5 protein-coding genes and 1 pseudogene are annotated in these 4472 nt (G+C 73.5%); 5 read left to right on the forward strand and 1 reads right to left on the reverse strand.

Annotated elements, in window-relative coordinates; genetic code table 11:
- Nucleotides 1-224: hypothetical protein (locus FVA95_RS32285; protein WP_205016007.1), on the reverse strand; the 224-nt coding region annotated here is incomplete at its 3' end.
- A gap of 70 nt (nt 225-294) precedes the next feature.
- Here FVA95_RS32285 and FVA95_RS27635 point away from each other — a divergent pair.
- From FVA95_RS27635 to FVA95_RS27655, 5 genes and pseudogenes are all read left to right on the forward strand, one after another.
- Nucleotides 295-618 carry a hypothetical protein gene (locus tag FVA95_RS27635; protein WP_149666761.1) on the forward strand — a complete coding sequence of 108 codons (324 nt, stop codon included), beginning with the start codon at nt 295-297 and terminating at the stop codon, nt 616-618.
- 87 nt (nt 619-705) lie between these two features.
- Nucleotides 706-1044, forward strand: a pseudogene (locus FVA95_RS27640) (Tn3 family transposase); the annotation flags it as partial.
- 246 nt (nt 1045-1290) lie between these two features.
- A complete protein-coding gene (locus tag FVA95_RS27645) occupies nt 1291-2604 on the forward strand; it encodes an integrase (protein WP_161992502.1) in 1314 nt (437 codons plus the stop codon).
- A 118-nt stretch (nt 2605-2722) separates the two neighbouring features.
- Nucleotides 2723-3607, forward strand: coding sequence for a hypothetical protein (locus tag FVA95_RS27650; protein ID WP_149666762.1), 885 nt, complete (start codon nt 2723-2725; stop codon nt 3605-3607).
- Nucleotides 3608-3779: 172 nt separating this feature from the next.
- Nucleotides 3780-4052, forward strand: a complete 273-nt coding sequence (locus FVA95_RS27655) for a hypothetical protein (protein ID WP_149666763.1) — start codon at nt 3780-3782, stop codon at nt 4050-4052.
- Nucleotides 4053-4472 lie beyond the last annotated feature (420 nt).

The raw sequence follows: 4472 nt of genomic DNA on the forward strand, positions 1-4472 counted from the left end.
GCGTCCTTGCTCAGCAGCATGCCGCCGAGCACCGACTGTTCGGCCGTGAGGTCCTGCGGCGGCTGACGGTCGAACGTGTCAGGTGGTGCCCCTGCTTCGCCACTCCTGTCATAACGCGAGGCATGGCGGTCATCGGAGCCTCCGGTGAGCTCGGGGGAGAGACCGAGAGGTGCGTTCAGCCCGTGCCCGCGCGAGCGCACGCTCGTGGGCGGTCCGACCTTCATCGAGGGCATTGCATTCGTTGTTGCGCGGTGAGCTCGTGTCGGCCGAGGCACTTGAGGCAGGCACGCCCCCGTGACCATCCGCCGGATCGAGCGGCGGGGGAGTGGCTGCGCGGCGAGTGCGCCCTTCGTCGAGTGCGCGGCTGATCCGGCGGTAGTAGCGCTTGCTGGTTTCGACCGTGGCAACTTCGGCCGCGGGGCGGGCGGCGTTGCCGCGGGCGGTGAACTCGGCGGCCCACTGACGGACGATGGCAGAGCGAGCGGCACGGTGGTCGTCGCTGCTGATCTGCAGATCGGTGGGGCTCAGGTCGGTGGCGCCGTAGGGCAGTCGTTCGGCCGCGGCGTGGCCGCGGACGAGGGCCGCCGAGCGGCGCTGGCGGGAGTCGACGGTGGGTGAGACGAGCGGGCCGCGAGCGTCGCGCCACCAACTCAGGCGATGGCGCAGCCAGCCGTCGGGCCTGCGCAGCTGACTGGCTGGGCAGCGAAGGGCGAGTCGCTGCACGCGCTCAAGCGGGACCTGCTCTACGCCCACGAAGGCATGGTCCGCGCCCGACACCTGGAGGGCCAGACCGAGCAGGCGTGGTGTCTCACGTTGGTCACCAACGCCGTGGTCACGTGGACGACCGAGTACTACGGCCTGGCCGTCGAGCAGATGCGCGCGGCTGGCCGCCGCATCGACGACGAGGTCCTGGCCCACATCTCCCCGGCCCACTCGGAGAACATCAACTTTTTCGGCGCCATCGAGGTCGACATCGACGGCGAACTCGCCCAGCTCGACCCGACCGGCTACCGACCGCTACGCATCCGCGACACCCTGTTCTGATCAGATTCGTCGTCCCCGCGTCGCGGCACCTCCGTCACCGGCCAGGATCCCCCCGGACCAGCCAGCACAGTGCTCATCGCCGCAGGTCAGACCCACTGTTGTTATGTGTATATACCCCCGCGACCACTGCTGCGGACCGAGTCATGGTCACTTCCGCCTACGCGGCGGAGGCACGCGATAATCGTGCGTTATCTGACCTATCCTGCGGCCGCGGGCGCAGGTCCAGGCCGACGGGGAGGGGCTCGGATGGGCGGGGAGAAGGCCGCCGAGGCCCGGCCGGGCGCCGACCTGGGCGCGGTTGCGGGCGTCTCGGCCGAGCCCGGGACCAGTCTGGACGCCGCGGTGCTGCCCGACGGTGTCGCGGCCGCGGCGGCCCGGGCCGCATCGCTGGCCGCGCTAGCCGCGCGGGCCGACGCCCACGCGACCGCCGCTCGGGCACCGCGCACCCGCGCCGCCTATGCGGGGGACTGGGCACACTTCCGCCGCTGGTGCAGCGCAGCCGGGCTGGATGCTCTGCCGGCGGCGGTGGACACCGTGCGGCTCTACCTGGCCGACCTCGAGGCCACCCGCAGTCCGGACGGGCAGGCGGTGTTCTCCCCGGCCACGATGGGTCGGCGCCTGGCCGCGATCGCCGCCGCGCACCACGACGCCGGCCACCCGTCCCCGACCCGGGACCCGGCGGTCGGCGCGGTCCTGACCGGCATCCGCCGCACCCGCGCCCATGCCACCCACCAGATGCGCCCGCTGCTCCTGGAGGACCTGCGCACCGTGCTCGCCGACACGGGATTCGGGACCTGGCCGACCGGGCTGATCGCCACCCGCGACGCCGCCGCGCTGCTGATCGGGTTCACCGGGGCGCTACGCCGCAGCGAACTCGCCGCCCTCACCGTCGCCGACGCGTCGTTCCACCCGGTCGACGGGCTGCACCTGCGCATCGCCCGGTCCAAGACCGACCAGACCAGTCGCGGCGCCACCGTGGTGCTGCCCTACGGCACCCGGGCCGGGACCTGCCCGCCGTGCGCGGTGCTGCGCTGGATGGGGCTGCTCGCCGCCGCCCCACACGGGCGCCCGGCCTTGATGCGCGCCGTTCTGGCCACCCCGCCCTGGCCCGACCTGGACCACCTGTTCCCGCACCCCGACCCCACGGTCCTCGGCTCTCGCGGCGGTGCTGACGACATCGGCACCTCCCCACCGGTCGACACCGGCGCCGCGGGGACTCCCGAGCAAGCGGCCCGGTCGTTCCGGGCACCGGTACCCGCGCTGGCGGGCCACGCGCCGCTACTGCGGGCGATCCGCCGCGGCGGCACCCTCACTGCCACCCCGATGACCGGCGACGCCCTGCACGCCATGGTCCGTCGACGCGCCGACGCCGCGGGCCTGCCCGGCCCAATGGGATTCCACTCACTACGCGCCGGGTTCGTCACCACCGCCCGCCGCAACGGCGCCGACCACCGCTCCGTGCGCCGCCAGACCCGCCACACCAGCGACGCCATGATCGAAACCTACGACCGCGACCACGCCCCCCTCGTCGGCAACGCCGTAACCCAGCTCGGCTTGTGAGTACCCAATGACCCCCGTCCCCGACGCTGCTCGATCAACTGCCGGTCGAGCAGACCCGGCGACTCACAAAGAACCACCGCGTGACGCCGCCGGTGTCGGCTACGGCCGGGAGTGGGCGTTGTTCTGCGACTACGCCGCCGCGACCGGGCAACCGGCCCTGCCGACCACGGTGGCCACCCTGGCGGGGTTCTTCGCAGCGGTGCCGGCCCGCCCGGCCACCCAGGCGCGGCGGGTACGCGCCATCGCCGCCGCCCACCGCCACGCCGGACATCTGCTCCCACGACCGGACACCGGACCCGCAGCACCACCGGCCCCGCGGCCGGCTCGGACGGCCGGTGCCGACCCGGGGGAGATGATCGCCGCCTGCGCGACCCGTGGCTGGCCCCGCGGGCTCCACGGCCACCGGGACGCCTTCCTGCTGGTCGCCACCGTGGTCCTGGGCCTGCCCCAGTCTCGCGCCCGGGAGCTGGTCCCCGCCGCGGTCACCGTCGACGCCGACGGGGTGCAGGTGGCTGGACGGCCTGTGCCCGCCGCCGTCGACCCGCGGCGCTGCCCGGCCTGCGCCGTCGTGCGCTGGCTGGACATCCTCGGCGCCCTCGACGGCCTGGGGCGCGGGTCAGCCCGCATGGACCTCACCAGTGCCCACGCCTCGACCGCCACCGATCCGCACCGCCATGAGTGCCGGGAACCGCAGCGGTGGCGTGCCGCCGCCACGCTCCTGCCGGCCATCGACCGCTACGGCTGGCACGACGACTACCGCCCCATCACCGCGCGCACCATCCGTACCCGGCTCGCCTTGGCCTCCGCCCGCGCAGCACGGCAGAGCGAGCAGGACACACCGGCTCCCCATACGCCGACACCGGCCGCGACTGCACCCACGCCCGCTGCCGCAGGTCGGGAGGCGCCCAGCTTGGATGAGGTCCTCGCCCTCCTCGACGGCATCGCCGACGACGCCGACGCACTCAACGACCGGATCATCGCCCTGCTCGAGGGAAACCTGTGAGATCCACGAGCCCTCACCGACCACGCTTCACCCGCCCCCGTTACAGCAGGAAGGCGGCCATAACCAGCACCGCCCCCGGCACGGGCGCCGGCCCCGGCCCGCGCACCGCGATCGGACCCACCGCGGTGTGGCTCGCGGTCAAGAGCTACCCCGCCGACCGAGGGCGGTGGCCATGACCGGTTCCGGGGCGGGTGATCCCCGGATCGACGGGCTGCTCGCGGCGGTCGCCGGGCTACGTGCCACAGTGCGCGCTCACGACGAGCGCCACACCCACGCCGAGCGCAAACTGGGCGAGCTCGACGGTTACAGCCAGGAACAGGCCGAGATCCTGACTGAACTCGTCCCTCAGGTGCGAGCCCTCGAGGACGCAGAGCCGCCGGGCGACCCTTCCCCGACGCCGCGCTCTGTGAGTGAAGTGTTCTCAGCTCGCTCATCGGGTCTGTAAGGGTCTGTAACGAGAACGGTGGTTCCGGAACCACCGTTCTCGTTACAGACCCCCCGTCGTGTCACGGCGTCGTCGGCCGCGTCGTCGTTGCTCACGGCCGCGGCAAGGAGGAGGGCGTCTGCAGGACGGCGTGGCCGGCGTCGAGGGCGGTCTGCTCGGCGTCGTGCCCGAGGTCGAACCCTCGGTGGAGGGAGCCGTCGTGTACCCCGGTCTGAGCGATCGCGGTTCAGGGCCGCGGCGTCTCGGAGCCGGGGTGTGCCACGACGTGGGCCCCGGGGCGGGTGCACGGGGCTGGGGTGGCAGCGGTCATGGTGTCTCCGTCCAGCCGGCGGCGATCGCGCGTCGGGCGTGCTCCTGGGCGGTCATCCGTCGGGAGACCTGGTCCCACAGCTGGCCGAGGGTGCGGGGCTCGGCTCGGTC

It is taken from the genome of Pseudonocardia sp. EV170527-09 (assembly GCF_008369905.1).
Classification (GTDB): Bacteria; Actinomycetota; Actinomycetes; order Mycobacteriales; family Pseudonocardiaceae; genus Pseudonocardia.